This is a genomic window from Arthrobacter sp. SD76, assembly GCF_049726125.1.
GTDB lineage: Bacteria > Actinomycetota > Actinomycetes > Actinomycetales > Micrococcaceae > Arthrobacter > Arthrobacter nitrophenolicus.
The window spans coordinates 2417504-2436197 of record NZ_JBNBLR010000001.1; the positions used below are offsets into that span (position 1 = coordinate 2417504).

13 protein-coding genes and 5 pseudogenes are annotated in these 18694 nt (G+C 67.0%); 3 read left to right on the plus strand and 15 right to left on the minus strand.

What is annotated here, in order from left to right:
* Window positions 1-63: 63 nt before the first annotated feature.
* Window positions 64-941: pseudogene (map, locus tag ACPEE0_RS11860) on the plus strand (type I methionyl aminopeptidase).
* Between the two features lie 132 nt (window positions 942-1073).
* The gene (gene ppgK / locus ACPEE0_RS11865; RefSeq protein ID WP_009359109.1) at window positions 1074-1877 is read left to right on the plus strand and encodes a polyphosphate--glucose phosphotransferase; all 804 of its coding nucleotides are present in this window, start codon (window positions 1074-1076) and stop codon (window positions 1875-1877) included.
* A gap of 98 nt (window positions 1878-1975) precedes the next feature.
* On the opposite strand, the gene nrdR is transcribed toward ppgK, so the two are convergent.
* The 3 genes and pseudogenes from nrdR to ACPEE0_RS11880 form a co-directional block, all read right to left on the minus strand.
* Entirely contained in the window at window positions 1976-2482 is a 507-nt protein-coding gene (gene nrdR / locus ACPEE0_RS11870; protein WP_009359110.1) for a transcriptional regulator NrdR, read from the minus strand.
* A gap of 132 nt (window positions 2483-2614) precedes the next feature.
* Window positions 2615-3984: pseudogene (gene hisD, locus ACPEE0_RS11875) on the minus strand (histidinol dehydrogenase).
* Window positions 3981-4601 carry a hypothetical protein gene (locus ACPEE0_RS11880; protein WP_424574541.1) on the minus strand — a complete coding sequence of 207 codons (621 nt, stop codon included), beginning with the start codon at window positions 4599-4601 and terminating at the stop codon, window positions 3981-3983. Before ACPEE0_RS11880 ends, hisD begins: the two are co-directional and overlap by 4 nt.
* Before the next feature lie 120 nt (window positions 4602-4721).
* Here ACPEE0_RS11880 and ACPEE0_RS11885 point away from each other — a divergent pair, with 120 nt between their 5' ends.
* Window positions 4722-5222, plus strand: a complete 501-nt coding sequence (locus ACPEE0_RS11885) for a flavin reductase family protein (RefSeq protein ID WP_009359113.1) — start codon at window positions 4722-4724, stop codon at window positions 5220-5222.
* A 63-nt stretch (window positions 5223-5285) separates the two neighbouring features.
* Here ACPEE0_RS11885 and dnaE read toward each other — a convergent pair.
* The 12 genes and pseudogenes from dnaE to murG form a co-directional block, all read right to left on the minus strand.
* Window positions 5286-8841, minus strand: a pseudogene (gene dnaE / locus ACPEE0_RS11890) (DNA polymerase III subunit alpha).
* Window positions 8842-8892: 51 nt separating this feature from the next.
* The gene (locus ACPEE0_RS11895; protein WP_354176255.1) at window positions 8893-9819 is read right to left on the minus strand and encodes an RluA family pseudouridine synthase; all 927 of its coding nucleotides are present in this window, start codon (window positions 9817-9819) and stop codon (window positions 8893-8895) included.
* Entirely contained in the window at window positions 9812-10384 is a 573-nt protein-coding gene (gene lspA / locus ACPEE0_RS11900) for a signal peptidase II (RefSeq protein WP_009359115.1), read from the minus strand. The genes ACPEE0_RS11895 and lspA overlap by 8 nt, the downstream gene beginning before the upstream one ends.
* A 91-nt stretch (window positions 10385-10475) precedes the next feature.
* Window positions 10476-11168 carry a DivIVA domain-containing protein gene (locus ACPEE0_RS11905; RefSeq protein WP_009359116.1) on the minus strand — a complete coding sequence of 231 codons (693 nt, stop codon included), beginning with the start codon at window positions 11166-11168 and terminating at the stop codon, window positions 10476-10478.
* Between the two features lie 172 nt (window positions 11169-11340).
* Window positions 11341-11628, minus strand: coding sequence for a YggT family protein (locus ACPEE0_RS11910; RefSeq protein ID WP_009359117.1), 288 nt, complete (start codon window positions 11626-11628; stop codon window positions 11341-11343).
* Between the two features lie 121 nt (window positions 11629-11749).
* On the minus strand, window positions 11750-12280 hold the full coding sequence (locus ACPEE0_RS11915; RefSeq protein WP_009359118.1) for a cell division protein SepF: 531 nt from the start codon (window positions 12278-12280) through the stop codon (window positions 11750-11752).
* A 90-nt stretch (window positions 12281-12370) separates the two neighbouring features.
* A complete protein-coding gene (locus ACPEE0_RS11920; RefSeq protein WP_424574542.1) occupies window positions 12371-13108 on the minus strand; it encodes a YggS family pyridoxal phosphate-dependent enzyme in 738 nt (245 codons plus the stop codon).
* A pseudogene (locus tag ACPEE0_RS11925) lies at window positions 13101-13791 on the minus strand (polyphenol oxidase family protein). Before ACPEE0_RS11925 ends, ACPEE0_RS11920 begins: the two are co-directional and overlap by 8 nt.
* Window positions 13792-13799: 8 nt before the next feature.
* Window positions 13800-15038, minus strand: coding sequence for a cell division protein FtsZ (gene ftsZ, locus ACPEE0_RS11930; RefSeq protein ID WP_424574543.1), 1239 nt, complete (start codon window positions 15036-15038; stop codon window positions 13800-13802).
* Window positions 15039-15221: 183 nt separating this feature from the next.
* Window positions 15222-16214 carry a cell division protein FtsQ/DivIB gene (locus tag ACPEE0_RS11935; RefSeq protein ID WP_424574544.1) on the minus strand — a complete coding sequence of 331 codons (993 nt, stop codon included), beginning with the start codon at window positions 16212-16214 and terminating at the stop codon, window positions 15222-15224.
* Window positions 16207-17597, minus strand: a pseudogene (gene murC / locus ACPEE0_RS11940) (UDP-N-acetylmuramate--L-alanine ligase). Before murC ends, ACPEE0_RS11935 begins: the two are co-directional and overlap by 8 nt.
* A complete protein-coding gene (murG, locus tag ACPEE0_RS11945) occupies window positions 17594-18694 on the minus strand; it encodes an undecaprenyldiphospho-muramoylpentapeptide beta-N-acetylglucosaminyltransferase (protein ID WP_424574545.1) in 1101 nt (366 codons plus the stop codon). The pseudogene murC and the gene murG overlap by 4 nt, the downstream one beginning before the upstream one ends.

An 18694-nucleotide genomic window follows, 5' to 3' on the forward strand; every position in this document is an offset into this window, starting at 1 on the left:
ATACGCGCGCCCGCCACGGCTCCCGGTTGTTAGGCGTTCTGTGGTGCCTTATATGATCAATCTATGCCTTCCCTTGCCTCCACTGCACCCATCGGCACCCTCACCCCCGGTACCGTAGGCCCGCAGCGTCCCGTCCCGGCGTCCATCCCCCGTCCGGAGTATGTCGGCAGGCCCGCCCCCGCCAAATTCACGGGTCCGAGGTGAAGTCGGCCGAGACAATCGAGAAGATCCGGATCGCCGGAAAAATCGCGGCGCAGGCCATCGTTGAGGTGGGCAAGCACATCCAGCCCGGCGTGACCACGGACCAGCTGGACAGGGTGGGCCACGAGTTCCTCCTGGACCACCAGGCCTACCCCTCCACCCTTGGCTACCGCGGATTTCCGAAGTCGCTGTGCTCCTCGCTGAATGAGGTCATCTGCCATGGCATCCCGGACAGCACGGTGGTCCAGGACGGCGATATCCTCAACATCGACATCACTGCCTACATCAACGGCGTCCACGGCGACACCAACCACACCTTCCTGGTGGGCGATGTGGACGAGGAGTCCCGCCTGCTGGTGGAACGCACGCAGGAATCGCTGAACCGGGCCATCAAGGCAGTAGCCCCCGGCCGCGAGATCAACGTCATCGGCAGGGCCATCCAGTCCTATGCCAAGCGGTTCGGCTACGGCGTGGTCCGCGATTTCACCGGCCACGGCGTGGGCGAAGCGTTCCACACCGGACTGATCATTCCCCACTACGACGCAGCCCCGGCCTACAGCACCGTGATCGAGGCCGGCATGGTGTTCACCATCGAGCCGATGCTCACGCTGGGCACCGTGGAGTGGGACATGTGGGCGGACGACTGGACGGTTGTCACCAAGGACCGCAAGCGCACGGCCCAGTTCGAGCACACGCTGCTGGTCACCGAATCCGGCGCCGAGATCCTCACCCTGCCCTGAGTGCCGCGCTTATGTCTGGCGCGCCCACACCCCTGATGAACTGAACCACCGGCCCCTGGCCGGACATCAATTCCGGGGCCGGCCACCGGCCGCCCCTTTCCTGCCCGCACCTGCCACGAACGGAAACCCATTTTGGCCAAGAAGGACGAGAAGTCGCACAAGAACGCCCCGCTGATCGGCATCGACATCGGAGGCACGGGAATCAAGGGCGGCATTGTCGACCTCAAGAAGGGCAAGCTGGTGGGTGAACGGTTCCGGGTGCCCACGCCGCAGCCCGCCACCCCCGAGGCCGTGACGGAGGCCGTCGCCCTGGTGGTTGCCGAACTGTCGGCCCGCCCCGAGGCGCCCGCCGCCGGTTCCCCGGTTGGCGTCACCTTTCCGGGCATCATCCAGCACGGCGTGGTGCACTCCGCGGCCAACGTCGACAAGAGCTGGCTGGACACCGACATCGACGCCATGCTCACCGCACGCCTGAACCGGCCGGTCGAGGTCATTAACGACGCCGACGCCGCCGGCCTGGCAGAGGCCCGCTACGGGGCCGGCGCTGGCGTCGGCGGCACCGTCCTGGTGATCACCCTCGGCACGGGCATCGGCTCAGCCTTCATCTTCGACGGCAAGCTCGTCCCCAATGCCGAACTGGGCCACCTGGAAATCGACGGCTTCGACGCCGAGACCAAGGCCTCCGCGGTGGCACGTGAGCGGGACGGCCTGTCCTGGGACGAGTACAGCGTGCTCCTGCAGCGCTACTTCTCCCACGTGGAGTTCCTCTTCTCCCCCGAACTGTTCATCGTGGGCGGCGGCATCTCGAAACGCGCCGACGAGTACCTGCCCAAGCTGAAGCTGCGCACCCCGATTGTTCCCGCAGTCCTTCGGAACGAGGCAGGCATCGTGGGCGCCGCCATCGAGATCGCCCTGAAGCACAAGCTGGCAAAGTAGACGGTTAAGACAGGACGCCCCTTCCGGTACCGGAAGGGGCGTCCTGTCTTATGTGCCGGTGGCGGCTGCGGCTTCCCCTCCGCTGCGGCCACCGGAGATTAGAGGGGGCTTTTCTCAGTACCCTTGGCGTTCTTCGCCGGCGTGCCCTTGGCATCCTGCTCGGCCTCGTGGCGCAGCAGGGAGATGGCAGTCTCGAAATCCTCGAGGGATTCGAAGGCCTGGTAGACGCTGGCAAAGCGCAGGTATGCCACCTTGTCCAGCTTCTGCAGCGGGCCAAGGATGACGAGGCCGACCTCGTGCGCGTCGATCTCCGCTGCGCCGGAGGCGCGGATCTGCTCCTCGACTTCCTGGGCAAGCAGTGCGAGGTCGTCCTCGCTGACTGGCCGGCCCTGGCAGGCCTTGCGCACGCCGTTGATCACCTTGCTGCGGCTGAAGGGCTCGCCGACGCCGGAACGCTTGATGACGGAGAGGCTGGTGGTTTCCACGGTGGTGAACCGGCGGCCGCACTCGGGGCACTGCCGGCGCCGCCGGATGGCCGAGCCGTCGTCCGCCATGCGGCTGTCCACCACGCGGGAGTCGGGATTGCGGCAGAACGGACAGTACACGGTGTCCCTCCCTCGCATTGTCCCGCTGCCGGGATTTTCCCAATGAGCGCGCGGAAGATCCGCGCTGTAGCGTCTTCCAGTTTACGGGCACATGTAGCGTAATAACAAGCCTGTAATTACTAGATGTAGTGCTCAGTCCTCCGCGAAACGGGCAGTGACGGCGTCTCCGTGAGCCGGAAGATCCTCCGCGCGGGAGAGATTCACGATGTGGCTGCTGACTTCCTTGAGCGCATCCCGGCTGTAGTTGACCACCTGGATGGCGCGCAGGAACGTGGTCACGTTGAGGCCGGACGAGAACGCAGCGGTGCCGCTGGTGGGAAGCACGTGGTTGGAGCCGGCGCAGTAGTCTCCCAGGCTGACCGGGCTGTAGTCCCCACGAAGATGGCACCGGCGTTGCGGATCCGGGCGGCGACAGCGGACGCGTCGCGGGTCATGATCTCCAGGTGTTCGGCGGCGTAGGCGTCGCAGGCGGCAATGCCCTGGTCGAGGCCGTCCACCAGGACGACGCCGGACTGGGGGCCGGAGAGGGCCTCGCGCACCCGGTCCGAGTGCTTGGTGGCCGCCGCCTGCCGGTCCAGTTCGGCGCGCACTGCGGAGGCGAGGTCCTCCGAATCGGTGATGAGCACAGAGGCGGCCTGGGGGTCGTGTTCGGCCTGGCTGATCAGGTCCGCGGCAACGAGGGCGGGCTGGGCGGAGGAATCAGCCAGGATGGCAATCTCCGTGGTGCCGGCCTCGGAGTCGATTCCGACCACGCCTTTGACCAGGCGTTTGGCGGTGGCGACGAAAATATTGCCCGGTCCCGTCACCACATCCACCGGTTCCAGTGCGGGACCGGCGGGCGTTTCCGCGATGCCGTAGGCGAAGGCCGCGATGGCCTGGGCCCCGCCGATCGCGTAAACCTCGGTGATGCCGAGCAGCGCTGCCGCAGCAAGGATCGTGGGGTGGGGCAGGCCGCCGAATTCCTTCTGCGGGGGTGACGCGAGGGCAATGGACTCCACCCCGGCGGCAAGCGCCGGAACCACGTTCATGATCACCGAGGACGGGTATACGGCCAGGCCGCCGGGCACGTACAGCCCAACCCGCGCCACGGGTACCCAGTTCTGGCTGACCACGGCGCCGTCACCGAGTTCCACGTCAACGTTGCGCGGGTGCTGCCCGTCCGCGAACCTGCGTGCTCGGCTGATGGATTCCTCGAGGGCTGCGCGCACCGCCGGGTCCAGCTGTTCCAGTGCTGCGGCGAGGGCTTCCTGCGGAACCAGGGGGTGCTCCTGGCGGACGCCATCGAAGCGGAGCGCCAGCTCGCCGAGGGCGTCGAAGCCGCGCTCCCGGACAGCGGCAATGATCTGCAGGACCTTTTCTTCGGCATCGGCAACAGTCTGGCCCTTGGCCCGGGGCACGGCCGCGCGCAGGCCCGCCAGGGCCAGGTTTTGTCCGCGGACGTCAATGGTGCGAAAGTTCACAGCGGCAGTGGCGGGGGCGGGAAACTCCGAAGAAATGGTCACCGGACCATTTTACGGGACCCGTTCATTTTACGGGCCGGGCGGACGGGCGCCGCTGCCGGCGGGCGCTTTCGTGCGACCGTTACGGTGCTGTACGGCCCGGGGCGGGAGCGGCCGCGTCGGCGCCACTGCCAGGTTTCTTTCCCAGCAGATCCTGCAGTTCCAGCACGAAGACGGATATTGCCGCGGCCGCCGGCCACAGCAGCAGCACCGGCAGCGCCCGGAGCGAGAAGGCGATGCTGGCGTTGGCGGAGGCGTCCACTGCCGGACCCCACAGCATGGCGGACAACATGCCGGCCTGCCAGGCGCAGGAGGCTGCCGGCAAGGGCGCCGCCGAGCCCCAGCAGCAGTGCCGCCTGCGGGTTGGCGCGCTTCTTGTCTGCGAGGAAGACGCCCAGCACGCAGCCGGCAACAACCATGATGGCGGCAAGGGTCAGGTCGCGTGGCAGCCAGACCGCCGGGTTGGTCCCGGCCGCGAGGCCGGGATCCCTGGTGATCAGGTTCAGGCCGCCGGGAGCGAGCAGCCACCACAGGATGCCCGCGGGGACGCCCGCCGCCGCCGGGACCGCCAGCAGGGTCAAGGGCAGCCGCGACGACGTCCGGCGGGAAAGTTTGACCATGCAACAAACCTTAACAAACGTTCCGGCGGCGCGGCGCGCAGAACCGGTCCGGCGATTCCCCCGTGGAGCCTGCGGACAATACGCTTGGAGGGAAGCACCCATCCATGTCAGGAGTTTTCGGTGGCCGACAACAGCGCGCCCTTCGAGCAGACGTTCCGGGAAATGTTCCGGCGCCATGCCGCCGGGGTTGCCATCATCACGGTGAACTACCAGGACGAGCCCTACGGGTTCACTGCGACGTCGGTGGCGTCGCTGTCAGCCAGGCCGCCCCGGTTCACATTCAACATGGCCCGCAGCTCCAGGTCCTGGCCGGCGGTGGCCAACACGCAGTACCTGGGTGTCCACATGCTGGGGCTGGAGAACCAGGAGCTGGCCGCCCGCTTTGCCAGCCCTGGCAACCGCTTCGAAGGCAACCACTGGGAGATCGGGCCGCACGGCGTGCCCATCCTGAAGGACGTTGCCGGCTGGCTGATCGGCGAGGTACAGATGCGGCTCTCCTTCGAGAACAACGCCGTGGTGGTGGTCCAGGTGGTTGATGGCCAGGTGGGCGGCGAAGGGTCGCCTTTGCTGTACCACGGCGGCGCTTACGGGCAGCCGATGCCCCTTGACTACGAGATCTGACGCTTCCCGCCGCGGACCGCGGACGACGGCGGGACGTGCGGCCCGCCGTCGTCCGCGGTTTCGTCAGGCGTCCAGGCAGGCCGGGCCGAGCAGGACTTTCAGGTCGCCGAACAGGGACGGGCTGGGGTTCACCCGCAGGTGCACGGGCAGGGCCATGACCTCCGTGCGGGTATCGCCCTGCAGGTGCAGGCGGACTTCGGAGTTGCCCCGGTGGGTGCGCAGCACGTCGCCCAGTTCGGTGACCACTGCCTCCGTGGCCTTGTGCGTGGGCATGGTGATCACCAGGGACCGTTCATGCCCTCGCTCAGGTCAGGGACCGAAAGCTCCATGCAGTTCAGCGTGACGGCGCCGTCGTCGCGCTTCTGCAGCCGGCCCTTGACCACCACGATCAGGTCCTCGGCCAGCACCGATGCGATGGGACCGTAGACCTGGCCGAAGAACATCACTTCCATGGAACCGCCCAGGTCCTCAACCTCGGCCCGGGCGTAGGCGTTGCCGCTGGCCTTGGCGATCCGGCGGCTCAGGGACGTGATCATCCCGGCGATGGTGATGATGGCGCCGTCCTGCGGCCCGTCCTCCCCCAGCACCGAGGTGATGCTCATCTCCGCGTGCTGGCTGAGGAGCCCTTCGAGGCCCTGCAGCGGGTGGTCCGAGACGTACAGGCCCAGCATGTCCCGTTCGAAGGACAGCTTGTCCTTCTTCTCCCACTCCGGCAGGTCCGGGATTTCGATGCTGAGGGACGACTCCGACTCGGCCTCCCCGATCCCGGCAAAGAGGTCGAACTGGCCGATCGCCTCGTTCCGCTTCAGGGTGATGACCGAATCGATGGCCTCTTCGTGGACCATGGCCAGGGCGCGTCGGGTGTGCCCCAGTGAATCGAAGGCGCCTGACTTGATCAGCGATTCGATGGTGCGCTTGTTGCAGACCACCGCCGGAACCTTCATCAGGTAGTCCTTGAAGGACGTGTAGGCGCCCTCGCTTTCGCGGGCCGCCACCATAGCCTCCACCGCGTTGACGCCGACGTTCCGGATGGCCCCCATGCCGAAGCGGATGTCGTTCCCCACCGGGGTGAAGTTCAGGGCGGATTCGTTGACGTCCGGCGGAAGCACCGTGATGCCCATGCGCCGGCACTCGTTGAGGTAGATGGCGGACTTGTCCTTGTCGTCACCCACAGAGGTGAGCAGCGCGGCCATGTACTCGGGCGCATAGTGCGCCTTGAGGTACGCGGTCCAGTACGAGATCACGCCGTAAGCGGCCGAGTGGGCCTTGTTGAAGGCGTAGTCGGAGAATGGCAGCAGGATGTCCCACAGGGTCTTGACGGCCTCCATCGAGTAGCCGTTGTCCTGCATGCCCTGGGAGAAGCCGGCGAACTGCTTGTCCAGTTCGGACTTCTTCTTCTTGCCCATGGCACGGCGCAGGATGTCGGCCTGGCCCAGGGTGTAGCCGGCCAGCTTCTGCGCCACCGCCATAACCTGCTCCTGGTACACGATCAGGCCGTAGGTTCCGCCCAGAATCTCGGCCAGCGGTTCCTCGAGTTCCGGGTGGATCGGGATGACTTCCTGGATGCCGTTCTTGCGCAGCGCGTAGTCGGTGTGGGCGTTGGCGCCCATGGGACCGGGCCGGTACAGGGCCAGCACGGCGGAGATGTCCTCGAAGTTGTCAGGCTTCATGAGCTTGAGCAGGGACCGCATGGGGCCGCCGTCGAGCTGGAACACGCCCAGGGTGTCGCCGCGGGCCAGCAGCTCGTAGGAGGCGGCGTCGTCCAGCTCGAGGTTTTCGAGGTCCAGGTCGATGCCGCGGTTCATCTTGATGTTCTCGAGGGCGTCGGAAATGATCGTCAGGTTCCGCAGGCCCAGGAAGTCCATCTTGATCAGGCCCAGTCCCTCGGACGTGGGGTAGTCGAACTGGGTGATCACCTGTCCGTCCTGGAACCGGCGCATGATCGGGATGACGTCGATGATCGGGTCGGAGGACATGATCACGCCGGCGGCATGGACGCCCCACTGGCGCTTCAGCCCTTCGATGCCGAGCGCGGTTTCAAACACCTTCGCGGCTTCGGGATCCGTGGCGATCAGCTGGCGGAAGTCGCCTGCCTCGCTGTAGCGCTTCGCTTCCGGGTTCTGGATGTCGGCGAGCGGAATGTCCTTGGCCATGACGGCGGGCGGCAGCGCCTTGGTGAGCTGTTCGCCCATGCTGAAGGGGTAACCCAGGACGCGGGAGGAGTCCTTGAGCGCCTGCTTTGTCTTGATGGTGCCGTACGTGACGATCATCGCCACGCGCTCGTCGCCGTACTTCTTGGTCACGTAGTCGATGACCTCGGGCCGCCGCCGGTCATCGAAGTCGACGTCGAAGTCGGGCATGGAGACACGGTCGGGGTTGAGGAAGCGTTCGAAGATCAGGCCGTGACGCAGGGGGTCGAGGTCGGTGATGCGCATGGCGTAGGCCACCATGGAACCGGCGCCGGAACCACGGCCCGGACCTACCCGGATGCCGTTGTTCTTGGCCCAGTTGATGAAGTCGGCCACCACCAGGAAGTAGCCCGGGAAGCCCATGGAGGTGATGACGCCCAGCTCGTAGTCGGCCTGCTTGCGGACCTCATCCGGCACGCCTTTCGGGTAGCGGTACTGCAGGCCCTTGTCGACTTCCTTGACCAGCCAGGAGGTCTCGTCCTCGCCGGGCGGGCAGGGGAACCGGGGCATGTAGTTGGCGTCCGTGTTGAAGGACACCTCGCAGCGTTCGGCGATCAGGAGTGTGTTGTCGCAGGCGTCCGGGTGGTCGCGGAAGAGTTCGCGCATCTCCTGCGGGGACTTCAGGTAGTAGCCGCTGCCGGAGAAGGCGAAGCGCGAACCGCCGTTGTCATAGGTCGGTTCCAGCAGGGTGGAACCGGACTGGATGGCCAGCAGCGCCTCGTGGGCTTTGGCGTCGTGCTCGTGGGTGTAGTGGAGGTCGTTGGTGGCCACCAGGGAAGGTTGAGTTCCTTGGCGAGCCGCAGCAGGTCCCCGGTGACCCGGCGTTCGATATCCAGGCCGTGGTCCATCAGTTCGCAGAAGTAGTTTTCGGCGCCGAAGATGTCCCGGAACTCGGCGGCCGCCTCCAGCGCTTCGCGGTACTGGCCCAGCCGCAGCCTGGTCTGCACTTCCCCGGACGGGCAGCCGGTGGTGGCGATGAGGCCCTCGGAGTAGGTGTTGAGCAGCTCGCGGTCCAGGCGCGGCCACTTGCCGAAGACCGAGTCCAGCGACGCGATGGACGAGGCCCGGAAAAGGTTCCGCATGCCCACGTTGTTATAGCTGAGCAGGGTCATGTGGGTGTAGGAACCACCGCCGGAGACGTCGTCCTTGCGCTGCGACTCGTCCCCCCAGCGGACGCGCTCCTTGTCCGTGCGGGCCGTACCGGGAGTCACATAGGCTTCAACGCCGATGATGGGCTTGATGCCCTTGGCCTGGGCCTTCTGCCAGAAGTCGAAGGCGCCAAACAGGTAGCCGTGGTCGGTGGTGGCCAGCGCGGGCATGCCCAGGCGTTCGGTTTCATCGAACAGCTCCCCCAGGCGGGCCGCTCCATCCAGCATTGAATATTCGGTGTGGGTGTGCAGGTGGACAAACGAATCATTGCTGGAAGTCACCGCACTATTCTAAGCGCTGGCCTCCGGCCGCCCGTGTCATGCCCGCCAGTGTCAGGCCCGTCCGGAGCCCAGGACCTCAAGGGCGTATGCGAGGTCCTGCGGATAGTCGCTGGTGACCCTGATCCGCTCCCCCGTGCCCGGGTGGTCGAAGGCAAGTTCGCGGGCGTGCAGCCACTGCCTGGTCAGGCCCAGGGTGGCGGCGAGCCTGGGATCGGCGCCGTACGTCAGGTCCCCGGCACAGGGGTGCCGCAGCGCGGAAAAGTGCACGCGGATCTGGTGGGTCCGGCCCGTTTCGAGGTGGATTTCCACCAGGCTGGCCTTGCCGAATGCCTCGATCACCTCGTAGTGCGTCACGGACTCCCGGCCGTCCTCGATCACGGCGAACCGCCAGTCGTGGCCGGGGTGCCGGCCGATGGGGGCGTCGATGGTGCCGGTCAGGGGGTCGGGCAGGCCCTGCACCACGGCGTGGTACACCTTGTCCACGGTCCGTTCCTTGAAGGCACGCTTCAAGGCCGTGTAGGCCCGTTCGGTCTTGGCCACCACCATCACCCCGGATGTTCCGACGTCGAGGCGGTGCACGATGCCGGCGCGTTCAGGCGAGCCGGAGGTGGAGATGCGGTATCCGGCGCCTGCGAGGCCGCCCACCACGGTGGGTCCCACCCAGCCCGGGGACGGGTGGGCGGCAACGCCCACGGGTTTGTCCACGACGACGAAATCCTCGTCGTCAAGCAGGATCTTCAGGCCTTCCACAACTTCCTCCACGACTTCAAGCGGGTCCCGCCGTTCCGGGATGCTGACGTCCAGGACGTCCCCCGCTGCCAGCTTTGCCGATTTGCCCAGGGCCTTGCCCCGGCTCACCACATGGCCTTCCGCTATCAGGGTCGCCGCGACGGAGCGGGAGACGCCCAGGATTCCTGCCAGCCCGGCGTCGGCCCGGGAGCCGGCGTATTCCTCGGCAACGACGTACCGCTCAGGCATCGCCGGACTTCTCCTTGCGCTCCGCGGCTACGCGGGTGCCGTCCAGTGCCACCCCGCGCAGGGTCAGGATGCAGATGATGGCGACGGCGGATACAACGGCGGAGTCGGCGATGTTGAAGATGGCGAAGTTGGGAAGCTGGATGAAGTCGACCACGTGCCCCATGCCGAAGGACGGCTCCCGGAACAGCCGGTCGGTAAGGTTGCCCAGCGCCCCGCCCAGGAGCAGGCCCAGGGCCAGGGCCCACCATTTTGAGCCCAGCTTCCGGATCTGGAAGACGATGGCGACGGCCACCACGGCCATGATGATGGAGAACACCCAGGTGACGTTCTCGCCGATGGAGAACGCCGCGCCGGAGTTGCGGATGAAGTACCAGTGGAGCAGCGGCGGGAAGACCGGGATCCGTTCCCCTTCCACCATGGTGGAGGTGACCCACAGCTTGGTCAGCTGGTCCAAAACGTAGGCAAAGACCGCGAACCCGGCGAAGAGGGACAGCAGCACGGCCCGGCGGGGGCGCGGTGAGGGCGGGACAGGGCGTGCAGCGTCTGCAGCGAGTTCGTCAGTCATGGTGCTTTCATTCGTAAAACAGGTGTCAATGCCGAAAGCCGGCGGCCGAGGAATCCTCAGCCACCGGCTTTCAGAATACGTGCTTGACGGACTAGTTGGCTTCGCTTACTTCCGGCGTAGCCACTGAACCGCGGGCGTCGAGGTCGCGGAGCTGGCCTTCGATGTAGGCCTTCAGGCGCGAGCGGTAATCCCGCTCGAAGCCGCGGAGCTGCTCCACCTTGCGCTCCAGGACGGACCGCTGCTGCTCGAGGGCGCCGAGGATCTTGCGGGACTTTTCCTGGGCGTCGTTGACGAGGCTGCTGGCTTCGATCTGCGCCTCGGCGATGATCTTGTCCTTCTGCGCCTGGCCGTCGGCAACGTGGCGGTCGTGCATCTGCTGTGCCATGGCCAGCAGGCCTGCGGCAGATTCGGCGGACGGCGTGGCGACGGCGGCCTGGCCGGCGGGAGCGGGGGCGGCAGCAACCGGAGCGGGAGCCTGGGCTTCCTTCTTCTTGGCAGCTTCGGCGGCCTTGGCTTCAGCCTCGGCCTTTTCGCGTGCCTCGTCCTTGTCGGACTTGACGGGCGCGGGGACCTTCTCCACCACGGGGGCGGCTGCGGCGCTGGCAGGAACGCTGGACCCGGCTTCGGCGAGCTTCTTCCGGAGCTCGTCGTTCTCCTGGTTCAGGCGGCGGAGCTCCACGACGATCTCGTCCAGGAAGTCGTCAACTTCATCCTGGTCGTAGCCCTCACGGAACTTGGTCGGCTGAAAGCGCTTATTGACAACGTCTTCTGGCGTCAAAGCCATCTGGTCACCTCACTGGTCTGGTTAGTCAGTAGGCCTTCCGGCCGTCGAAACTACGGTACCTAAATTTGGTCTGCTTACTCTAATTCAACACTGCAGTGTCAAACGCGAGTTTCTACGCTTCACAGTAACTGTTCCCGCGGGTCCAGGCTGCGCTGCTGGTTCTTTTGGTAAATCAGGCGAGTCCCCGCGTGATTCCCATGGCGATGCTTACGGCAATGAAGAGGATCAGGAAACCCAGGTCCAGTGAGATGCCGCCCAGGCGGAGGGGCGGAATCAGCCGGCGCAGGACTTTCAGGGGCGGATCGGTGATGGTGTACACGGCGTGCGCGGCCACCAGGGCAGCCCCGCGCGGCCGCCACTCCCGGGCGAACATCTGGACCCAGTCGTAGACCAGGCGGATGATGAGGGCCACAAAAAACAGCAGGAGCGCGAGATAGACAAGTCCGAAAACAATTCCCATGACTTAATTCATATCTCCATGTCCATTGTGGGTACGGCAGTTTGCTGCCGATGCTTCCCGTCTATTTCAGCACAGATGCCAGACAGGTGTCCCTGCCTGGCATCCGGATCCTGCCTGATGGTCAGCTCTGGTTGAAAAAGCTGGCGGTGTTGTCGCTGGCCTTCTTGTCGTCGCCGATGACTTCGACGTACGACGGCGACAGGAGGAATACCTTGTTGGTCACCCGTTCGATGCTCCCCCGCAGCCCGAACACGAGTCCTGCGGAGAAGTCCACCAGCCGCTTCGCATCCGCTTCACCCATATCGGTGACGTTCATGATCACCGGAATGCCGTCCCGGAAGCTCTCGCCGATGAGTTTGGCGTCATTGTAGGAGCGCGGGTGGATGGTGGTGATCTGGCGCAGGCCGCCGGTCTCTTCGCGGCTCGAAGCCGCTCGCTTGATGGGAGTCACTGGGGCGCGGTATTCCTCTTCAGGGGTGTAGGACGCTTCGCGGCTGACCTCGCGGACGGGTGCGGGTGCACGGCGCTCCTCGCGGTCAACTTCCATCGTTTCGTCCTCATCCTTACGTGCGGTCTGTTGCTCGGACTCGTAATGCTCATCGCCGTCGGCGAGCCCAAGATAGATCATTGTCTTGCGCAGAGCGCCGGCCATGGTCGACTCCTATTCGTGTCCCGTACGCGGGCCGTCCAATGACTCGACAGCATTGGGGTCCCCCGCCCATCACTTCCAACAGGACCGACGCTACCCCACCGCGGGACGTGATCCGAGAATATCGGAACCGATCCGCAGGTGTGTCGCCCCGAACTTGATGGCTGCCTCCAGGTCCTGGCTCATGCCTGCCGAGATGCCCGTGGCCGCCGGGTGCTCCGCCACCAGCTGCGCCGAAACGCCGGCGAGCTTCTCGAAGGCAGGCTCTGGCGCGGCGCCGAGCGGGGCCACCGCCATCACGCCCGCGAGGCGCAGGCTGTCGGCCGCCGCGATCTGTTCTGCCAGCCGGGGAACGTCGGCGGGTACGGCACCGCCGCGGTGCGCACCGGCGTCGTCCTCGAGGCTGACCTGGATGAAGCAATCCAGCGGAGCCCGGCCTGTGCTTGCCCGTGCCGCGGAAACGGCTTTAGCGAGGGCCTCCGCCAACTGGGGCCGGTCCACGGAGTGGACCGCGGCGGCATAGCGTGCCACCGATTTGGCTTTCTTGGTCTGCAGCTGGCCCACAAAGTGCCAGGTGAGCCCGCAGTCTGCCAGTTCCGCGGCCTTGGCGGCCGCCTCCTGGTCCCTGTTCTCGCCGACATCGGTTACGCCCAGCGCTGCAAGCCGGCGGATGTCCGCCGCCGGGTGGAATTTGGTGACCACGATCAGCGTGGGCAGGCGGTCCTCCCGGCCTGCGGCCGCTGCGGCTGCCTCGATGCGCCGCCGGACCACGACCAGCCGCCCGGCCAGCTCGGCAGTGCGGGAATCCCCAGCCTCCGGCGCGTCAGTCATGGCACCACACCAGTCCCGCGAACCTGCCGGTGTTCCGGTTGCGACGGTAGGAGAAGAGCGACTCTGTCTCCAACGTGCATGCTCCGGTGTACGCCACCTCCACGCCTGCCTGCTCCAGCTGGCTGCGCGCCCCGGCCGGCAGGTCCAGTCCGGGGGGTGCCCCAGGACGTGGTGCTGCGGGTGGCGGGCACTTCTGCCGCCACCTCATCCTGGAGTGCGGCGGGAACCTCGTAGCAGCGTCCGCAGATGGAGGGACCCAGCCAGGCCCGGACAGCGCCCGCGCCCAGGGACTTCATGCTCTCCACCGCTGCCGGGATGACCCCGTTGGCGATTCCCGGCCGGCCCGCGTGGACGGCCGCGAGGACGGGACCGTCCGCGGATTCGGCCGCAAGCAGCACGGGGATGCAGTCCGCCACCATCACAGCCAGCGGGACTCCGCGGGAGACCATGGCGTCCGCCTCAGGCGTTGCCGTACCCGGCTCCATGAGGGCCACGGCCGTGCCGTGGACCTGGTTCATGAAGCGGAGTCCGGTCGGCGCCACGCCCATGGACCGTTCAAGCCCGGCACGGCGCTGCTGCACCAGGGCAGGATCGTCCCCGACATGCAGCGCCAGGTTGCCCGCGTCCGTATTCGTGAATGCGGCCGACACCCCGGGCAGGATGTCGGCGCGCCAATGGAACAAGCCGGGGCCTACTTCAGGAAGTCGGGGACATCCAGGTCATCCGGGTGGTTGCCGGTGAGGTCCGGCTCCACCACGGAAGGAAGGTCGACGTCGAACCCGGAGTCTGCGGGGACGGCGGACGGACGCTGCTGGCCCCAGCTGCTGAGGCCTGCGGCACCAACACCGGCATGGACGGGCTGGGCGCTGGGCTGGTGGTTCCCGGCCGACGGCGCCTGCGCGGGTGCCGGCGCTGCGGAAGGCGCGGCCGGGCGCTGCGGAGCCGCCTGCGGCTGGGACTGGTCCATCGACGGCGAGGTCGCCTTGACGTCGTCGAACCCGGCGGCGATAACGGTGACGCGCGCCTCGTCACCCAGGGCGTCGTCGATGACGGCGCCGAAGATGATGTTTGCCTCGGGGTGGGCAACTTCCTGGACCAGGCGGGCGGCTTCGTTGATTTCGAACAGGCCGAGGTCCGAGCCGCCCTGGATGGAGAGCAGCACGCCGTGGGCGCCGTCGATGGAAGCTTCGAGCAGCGGGGAGGCGATGGCGAGTTCCGCGGCCTTGACGGCACGGTCCTCGCCGCGGGCGGAACCGATGCCCATGAGGGCGGAACCGGCGCCCTGCATGACGGACTTGACGTCCGCGAAGTCGAGGTTGATCAGCCCGGGGGTGGTGATGAGGTCCGTAATGCCCTGGACACCGGAGAGCAGCACCTGGTCCGCCGAGCGGAAGGCGTCCAGGACCGAGACGTTGCGGTCGCTGATGGACAGCAGGCGGTCGTTCGGGATCACGATCAGCGTGTCCACTTCGTCGCGGAGGGCGTCGATGCCCGCTTCTGCGGATCCGGCCCGGCGGCGGCCCTCGAAGGTGAAGGGACGGGTGACAACACCGATGGTCAGCGCGCCAAGTGAACGTGCGATGCGGGCGACGACGGGTGCGCCGCCCGTGCCGGTGCCGCCGCCTTCGCCGGCGGTGACGAAGACCATGTCCGCGCCGCGGAGCACTTCCTCGATCTCGTCAGCGTGGTCCTCGGCCGCCTGCTTGCCGACCTCGGGATCGGCTCCCGCACCCAGGCCACGGGTCAGCTCGCGGCCAACGTCCAGCTTGACGTCGGCATCGCTCATGAGCAGGGCCTGGGCGTCCGTATTGATGGCGATAAATTCAACGCCCCGGAGGCCGACCTCGATCATGCGGTTGACTGCGTTCACGCCACCGCCGCCGATGCCGACGACTTTGATGACGGCCAAGTAATTCTGCGGAGCTGCCACGTTACGTGTCCCTTGTTCGTGTTTATTGCGAAAACTGATGGAGAGCTTGAAGCCTGAAACCTTAACCTTCGACTTGAAGGTTATAGTTATGTCAAGTAACTCATGTCTGTGACGGTATTTCCTCTGGTTCCCACATTCAATAACCGGGTCCGCGTGTCGGATTAATACCGGAAAGAATGCCGGTCACCGCGTCACCGGGTGCCGGGGCACGCTGACGTCGTACACCTTGACCGGGTTTTTGGGGTCGGCTGGAACCTTGAGGAGCGCCTCCAGGACTTTAGCCTTGAGTTCCTTCTCCGATGCGTTCCCCCAGATGATGGTCTGGCCGTCCACGAGCTTGAGCTCAACCGCGTCCACGGACTGTGCCGAGGCATTGCTGAGCTTGGCCAGGACATCGGCCGGCAGCGCACCCAGGACGGCCGCCGTGGCGCGGAACAGGTCCTGGCCGATCGTCCCGGCACCACCGTCAATCACCGGCAGGGAGACCGAGGCGGGATCCGCAGTGGCGGCCAGTTGCACGCCTTCCACGTCCACCAATTGGTACTGCTCCCCCTGCTTGACCAGCGCCACGGGCACGCGCTCCCGCACGGCAACGGCCAGTCCCGACGGGGGCCGCGCTTCGGCCGAGACGGACTTCACCTGGACCAGCGGCTCAAGCAGCCGCCCCACTTCCTCGTCTGTGATTTGCGGCAGGGGCTTGCCCCGCAGCGGCTCCAGCGCGCCCTGAACCTGCTCAGGGGTCAGCAGCCGCGTGCCGGAGACCGAGATGGATTCCAGTGCCAGCACAGGCGAGTAGACGGCTCCCGCCAGCAGCCCGGCAACGAGCGCCACCACGGCAGCTGCCACCATGAGCAGGTTCCTCTTGCGCCGCTTTCCCTTTGGTTCAGGAAATGCCAGGACGTTCGGGGCCCCGCCGGCCGGCTCTGCGGGCTTGTCCTTCCGGAGCCCGGGGAAACGGAGCTTGCCCTCACCGGCCGGTTTTGCGGCCCTCGCGGGTTTTTTGGCTGCGGCAGGCTTGTCCGGCGCTGTTTCCGGAAGGCTGCGGGATGCGGAGATAACGTCATCGCCGCCCATGTCCAGCCGCCCGGAAGCCGGCGTGTTTTTCCCGCCGGGGCCGGTGGCTGTGCTCCCCGTCCTTCCGGCTGGCCGGTAGGTGGGCCGGCGCGAGCTAGGCACGCAGGGCCTCGACGATCAGCGGGCCGTACGCGGTGACGTCACCGGCGCCCGCCGTCAGGACGATGTCGCCTTCCTTCGCCGCGTCGGCGAGGGCTGCCACAGCGTCGGACGCCGGAACCAGCCTCCCGCCTGCGCCCAGATGATCGGCGATGAGCTGGCTGGAAACGCCGGGAATCGGGTCTTCGCGGGCGGGGTAGATATCCAGTACCAGGGCGGTATCGGCGAGGTTGAGGGCCTCGGCGAACTCCCGGCGAATTCCCGGGTCCGTGAAAACAGGTGCGGCTGGAAGAGCACATGGACTTTGTGCTCCCCTGCCACCGACCGCGCTGCCGTCAGGGCGGCGCGGACTTCGGTGGGGTGGTGCGCGTAGTCATCGAAGACCCGGACGCCCCTGGCGGATCCCTTCAGTTCAAAGCGCCGGGCAGCCCCGGAGAAGTCAGCCAGTGCAGCGGCCGCGGCGGCGGGTTCAACGCCCAGTTCGAGGGCCACGGCGAACGCGGCGGCGGCGTTCAGCGCATTGTGCCGCCCCGGCACCTGCAGCGAAAGTCCGAGGCGGCCCGCGGGTCCGGACACCCACACCTTGCCGGGACCGTCGTCGTGCAGTACCAGGTCCGAACCGGCACGGGTGCCGTACAGGACCACGCGGGTGTTGCCGCGCTCCCTGGTCCTTTCGGCAAGGGCCAGCGCCCCGGCGTCGTCGGCGCAGGCAACCAGCACGCCGTCCGCGGGCAGCAGTGCGGTGAAACGGTCAAAGGATTCATAGACCGCCTCCGCCGTACCGTAGTGGTCCAGGTGGTCAGGCTCAACGTTGGTGACCACCGCGATCCAGGGCCGGTAGTTCAGGAATGAACCGTCGGACTCGTCGGCCTCGGCGACGAAGATTCCGGAGTTCCCGTGCGCGGCATTGACACCGAGGGCAGGCACGTTGGCACCGATCGCGAACGAGGGATCCAGCCCTGCACCCTGCAGCAGGACGGTGACCATGGACGTGGTGGTGGACTTGCCATGGGTTCCGGCCACCGTAACCACGAGGTCCTCCCCCATGGTGGCGGCAAGCGCCTCGGAGCGGTGCAGCACGGGCAGGCCTGCCTGCCTGGCGGCAGCAAGCTCCGGGTTGTCTGCGCGGATCGCCGAGCCGGCCACCACCGTCTGCGCGTCGCCCAGGTTGGCAGCGTCGTAGCCGACGGCGATGCGGGCACCCGCCGCGGCCAGGTCCGCCATGACCGGAAGGTCCTTGGCGTCCGAGCCGCTGACGGGGACACCGCGGGCCACCATGATCCGCGCCACGGCGGACATTCCGACGCCGCCGACGCCAATGAAGTGGACCTTGCCGAGGGATTCCAGGCTGCCCGGGGATTCGAGGCCGGCGTTGTGGGGGTTCATGCAGTTACCGCTTCCAGGATGAGACCAGCCATGCGCTGGTCGGCGTTTCGAATGCCGAGCCGGTAGGAATTGGCCGCCATGGTGGCGAGCCGTTCCTTGTCGGTGACCAGCGGTATCAGCTCCCGGGCGACGTAGCCGGCGTTGAAGTCCCGGTCCGGAACCAGCAGCGCGCCGCCGGCCGCCACGAGGCCCGCGGCATTCAGTGCCTGTTCCCCGTTGCCGATGGGCAGCGGCACCAGGACGGCAGGGACTCCTACCGCAGCTGCTTCGCAGACAGTTGCGGCTCCCGACCGGGCCAGCAGCACGTCGGCGGCGGCGTAGACAAGCTCCATGCCGTCGACGTATTCCACCTGACGGTAGCCGTCGGTCGTGATCGGCTTGCCGGCGTCGTCCACGACCGACTTGCCGCGCCCGGTGATGTGCAGGGTCTGGATGCCGGCGGCTGCCAGTTGCCCGACTGCGCCGCCGATGGTCCGGTTGATGCTCTGGGCGCCTGAGGAACCTCCGGTCACGATCAGGGTGGGTTTGTCCGGGTCAAGTCCCAGTGCCGCCCTGGCGGCGGGCCGTGCTGCAGACCTGTCGAGGGAGGAAATCCCGGTGCGCATGGGCATACCGACGTGCACCGCATGCGGGAGCGGCGTGCCGTCGAAGGCGACCGCGACCCGCTTTGTCAGCATCGCCCCAACCCTGTTTGCCAGGCCGGGCCGTGCGTTCGCCTCGTGGATCACGATGGGGATGCGCCGCTTCCGGGCAGCGAGGTACATCGGGGTGCAGACGTATCCGCCGACGCCCACCAGGACGTCCGCCTGCGCCTTGTCGAGGATGGCGCCCGCCTGGCGCACGGCCCCGGCCAGGCGTCCCGGCAGCCGGACCAGGTCCACGGAGGGTCTCCGGGGGAACGGCACGCGGTCAATGGTGGCGAGTTCCACCCCTGCGGCCGGGACAAGCCGGGTTTCCATCCCGGAGGGTGTTCCGACGGCGAGCAGGGCAGCATGCGGGGAGGCACTCCGCACCGCTGCTGCGATGGCCAGGAGTGGGCTGATGTGGCCGGCTGTTCCGCCGCCCGCCAGGACGATCGAGGGGGTTTTCGGAGTCAT

Coding starts and splice junctions, on each gene's coding strand:
- ACPEE0_RS11920 (WP_424574542.1), bottom strand. CDS start 13,108: ATGACTGACGCGCCGGAGGCTGGGGATTCCCGCACTGCCGAGCTGGCC.
- lspA (WP_009359115.1), bottom strand. CDS start 10,384: ATGACTGACGAACTCGCTGCAGACGCTGCACGCCCTGTCCCGCCCTCA.
- ACPEE0_RS11915 (WP_009359118.1), bottom strand. CDS start 12,280: ATGGCCGGCGCTCTGCGCAAGACAATGATCTATCTTGGGCTCGCCGAC.
- murG (WP_424574545.1), bottom strand. CDS start 18,694: ATGACTCCGAAAACCCCCTCGATCGTCCTGGCGGGCGGCGGAACAGCC.
- ACPEE0_RS11895 (WP_354176255.1), bottom strand. CDS start 9,819: ATGCCTGAGCGGTACGTCGTTGCCGAGGAATACGCCGGCTCCCGGGCC.
- ACPEE0_RS11905 (WP_009359116.1), bottom strand. CDS start 11,168: ATGGCTTTGACGCCAGAAGACGTTGTCAATAAGCGCTTTCAGCCGACC.
- ACPEE0_RS11910 (WP_009359117.1), bottom strand. CDS start 11,628: ATGGGAATTGTTTTCGGACTTGTCTATCTCGCGCTCCTGCTGTTTTTT.
- ACPEE0_RS11880 (WP_424574541.1), bottom strand. CDS start 4,601: ATGGTCAAACTTTCCCGCCGGACGTCGTCGCGGCTGCCCTTGACCCTG.